The 3,667-nt window shown below is 63.2% G+C and carries 3 protein-coding genes and 2 pseudogenes; 3 read left to right on the top strand and 2 right to left on the bottom strand.

Features of this window, described 5'->3' with window-relative positions:
* Both VGL22_RS08325 and VGL22_RS08330 read left to right on the top strand, forming a co-directional pair.
* Nucleotides 1–462: pseudogene (locus tag VGL22_RS08325) on the top strand (hypothetical protein); the annotation flags it as partial.
* A 95-nt stretch (nt 463–557) separates the two neighbouring features.
* A pseudogene (locus tag VGL22_RS08330) lies at nt 558–740 on the top strand (transglutaminase-like domain-containing protein); the annotation flags it as partial.
* 87 nt (nt 741–827) lie between these two features.
* Here VGL22_RS08330 and rpmA read toward each other — a convergent pair.
* Nucleotides 828–1,091 (bottom strand): 50S ribosomal protein L27, encoded by a 264-nt coding sequence (rpmA, locus tag VGL22_RS08335; protein WP_465266443.1) that lies wholly within the window; start codon nt 1,089–1,091, stop codon nt 828–830.
* 123 nt (nt 1,092–1,214) lie between these two features.
* Complete coding sequence (gene rplU / locus VGL22_RS08340; RefSeq protein WP_465266444.1) at nt 1,215–1,544, bottom strand: 50S ribosomal protein L21; 330 nt, start codon at nt 1,542–1,544, stop codon at nt 1,215–1,217.
* Between the two features lie 305 nt (nt 1,545–1,849).
* On the opposite strand from rplU, the gene VGL22_RS08345 reads away from it, so the two are divergent.
* The coding region (locus tag VGL22_RS08345; protein ID WP_465266445.1) for a glycoside hydrolase family 2 protein at nt 1,850–3,667 on the top strand (1,818 nt) is incomplete at its 3' end.

Consider the following 3,667-nt stretch of genomic DNA (forward strand, 5'->3'; position numbering starts at 1 on the left):
ATAGCCTTCAGCCTCATGCGCTCCGTCAGCATTATGGAGCTGTCGCTGCTCGCGTTCCTCTGCCTCGCCATGAATGCCCTGCAGCTTCCCGTCCGGGATCTGACCTTCGGCATCTCCCTGGGATTCGGCGTCATGGCTGCCAATGATCTGGTCGTCGCCGCATTCATGAAGTCGGACTCGTCCCTTACCGAGCCCTTCCAGTTCGTCTACCAAGCGTTGACCCTCGCCGCCCTGGCCACCTGGATCGTCTACGCGGCCCTGCCCGAACCGGCCCGCAAGCCCATCGTGGTCGCCGCCAACTCCACCATCTATCGCTGGAACGAGATCGCCTCGGCGCTCGGACACAAGGGAACCAAGGTTGCCGTGCCCGCCACCGCCAACAGCTTCTTCCTCTCCGACGTCGAAAAGGTGGTCGACAAGGTCCTCACCCGCAATCTCCGCGAGAGCGAAACCAACAGCTAGCTCTTCAGATCCAGTTCCGATCACAAGGGCCGCGGCAATCTGCCGCGGCCCTTGCCATTTTTGCCAACCCCGGTGCACCCGCCGTACTCCTGCCCCTGCGGCTTTCTCACACTGCCCCGGGTCCACCATTCGCCCGTGCTTCCGGCCTGCCCGCCCGCCACGCCTACGGCATCCGCATCGGCCCCTCCCCGTATGGCTATAAGAGCCTCGGGGTCAGCACCACCGCCACCATCACCAAGGCTCAGCACTGCCGCGCGGAGGTCTACCTTCACGATCGCGGCTGGGTGCCTGACGGCTTGTTCCCAAACGCACGAAGGGCCGCGGAATCTCCGCGGCCCCTCGCCAGCCAAACTTGCCTTGCGCGCTTACTCAGCCGTGATGGGCTCAATCGACGCAAACCGCCCGTGGTTGCCACGGTCGGTAAACACCACGCGCCCGCTCACCTTCGCGAACAGCGTATCGTCCGAGCCGATGCCCACGTTCAGGCCGGGCTTGATCTTGGTCCCGCGCTGCCGCATGATGATCGAGCCGCCCGTCACCACTTCGCCGGCAAAGGCCTTCACGCCCAGCCGCTGCGCATTCGAATCGCGTCCGTTTGTGGAGCTGCCTCCACCCTTTTTATGTGCCATTGCCGAATCCTCTTCTTGAAGCTTAGCCGCTAGCCTCTAGCAGCTAGCTTCTAGCCATTTCTGTTTGTGCCAAAATCTCTGTCCCAGCGAGCCCAGCTAGCATCAAGCGGCTAGAAGCTGCTCTTACTTCTTCTCCGCCGTATAGGTCACACCATCGGCCTCAATGGTCTTGATGCGCACCTCGGTAAAGTTCTGGCGATGCCCCTGCAGCTTCTTGTACTGCTTCTTCCGCTTCAGGTGGAACACCAGGATCTTCGCCGCGCGCCCATCGCCCACCACCTCTGCCGTCACCTTGGCAGAACCCGGCTTCAGAATGCCCTTGTCCCCCGAAACCGCCAGCACCTCGCTGAACTCAATGGTGTTGTCCTCGGACGGAGTAATCGTCTCAATCTTCACCACATCGCCGGGGGCGACACGGTACTGCTTTCCACCGGTGCGTAGAACCGCGTACATAAATCCTCCAGAGCAGCACCATTCGGCACGCTCCTCAAAATCAAACTCGTGCTCAGGCAGAAACTCCGTGCCGCGGTACGCTCAAGCCCAACAACCTTTTCCTTCGAGCGAGCGGTTGGCTCCACAGCAACAGGCAGGAATCGCCAAACTAGAGTAGTTTACCGGGTTTCGCCGCCCCGCGTCAACGTTTCCAGCATCCATCCCACCTGCCGCACTCCGCCTCTTCCGCCCTCCCCCACCCTGACACCTGCACACAACCACTGCACCCACACCCTACAATGGTCCGGTTGCAACAGGATCAATCCATGACAGCCTACTCCCCCATCTCCCGGGCTCTGCTCGGCGCCGCCCGCCGCGCCTTGGTCCCCGTCGCTCTTTGCGCCGCCACTGCCGCCCAGACCCAGCAGCCCCTGCAGACGCTCCTGGTCGGCGTCGACCACCGCGCCGTCACCTCCCTCAATGGCGAATGGCATTACCTCGTCGACCAGCCTCCCTTTTCCTCCCTCTACGACAGCAACGGAAAGGTCCGGGATGGAGGCTACGCCCAGAACACCCATCCCAACATCGACTCCGGCCCTCACAACGCCGAATACGACTTCGCCACCGCCCCCACCCTCAAAGTTCCAGGCGACTGGAACACCCAGCACCCCACCCTCTTCCGCTTCGAAGGCGTGGTCTGGTACCAGCGCGACTTCGAAGCCAACCCCAGTCCCAATTCCCGCACCTTCCTCCACATCGGCGCAGCCAACTACCGCTCCTTCGTCTGGGTCAACCGGCAGCGCATCTGCGAGCACGAAGGCGGATTCACACCTTTCGATTGCGAAGTCACCTCCGCCCTCAAGCCCGGCAGCAACTTCGTCGTCATTGCCGTCGACTCCACCCGCCACCCGGACGACATCCCTTCCGTCAACTACGACTGGTTCGACTACGGCGGCCTCACCCGCGACGTCTCCCTCGTCACCGTGCCCACCACGTTTATCGACGACTACGACGTCCACCTCCGCCGCACCGGCACCTTCTCCGCCGCTGACGCCAACACCCTAGCCGGCTACATCCACGTCGAAGGCGCTTCGGCGGGAACCGCGGTCAATCTCCGCATCCCCGATGCCGGCGTCGATGCCCATCTCCAGACGGATTCCAGCGGCCGCGCCGCCTTCGAAGTCAAGGCCGCTCACCTCGCGCTCTGGTCGCCGGAAACCCCGCGGCTCTACAAGGTGGAACTCGCCGCGGGCGCTGACCACATCACCGACGACATTGGCTTCCGCGATATCCGCGTGGACGGCACCCGCATCCTCCTCAACGGCAAGCCCATCTTCCTCCAGGGCGTCAACGCCCACGCCGAAGCCCCGTACCGCACCGGCCGCGTCTGCACAGACCAGGACGTGGCCAACATCTTCGGCTTCCTCAAAGACCTGCATGCCAGCTTCGTCCGCCTCGCGCATTACCCGCATGACGAACGCATGGAGCGCATGGCCGACCGGCAGGGCATCATGATCTGGTCTGAGATTCCCCTCTGGCAGCGCATCTCCTTTGACAAGCCCGAGGTATACGACAAGGCCCAGGCCATGCTGCGCGAGATGATCCGCCGCGACCGCAACAAGGCCTCCGTGATCCTCTGGTCCGTCTCCAATGAGACCCCTGACAACCCCGTCCGCACCGAGTTCCTCACCCGCCTCGCTCACCAGGCCCGCCAGCTCGACGGCACACGCCTGATCACATCGGCCCTCAACAGCGCGCACATGAAAGACGGCGCCATGATCATGGACGATCCCCTCGCCGACGCCCTCGACGTGATCGGCATCAACGAATACCTCGGGTGGTACGTCGGCAAGCCCGAAGATGCCGACACCGTTCGCTGGGTGCTCCCGGAGAAGCCCGTCCTGTTCTCCGAGTTTGGCGCGGAAGCGAAATACGGCACCCACGGCGGCACGCACCAGCGTTGGGCTGAGGAGCAGCAGGCCTATGTGCTCCAGCACCAGTTCGCCATGATGAGCAAGATCCCGCAACTGCGCGGCGTCACGCCCTGGGTATTGATGGACTTCCGCTCTCCCGGCCGCAACATCCCCGGCCTCCAGGACGGCTTCAATCGCAAAGGCCTGCTCTCCGAAAAAGGCGAGAAGAAG

The sequence above is a fragment of the Occallatibacter sp. genome, from assembly GCF_036502485.1.
In the GTDB taxonomy this organism is placed as follows: Bacteria; Acidobacteriota; Terriglobia; order Terriglobales; family Acidobacteriaceae; genus Telmatobacter.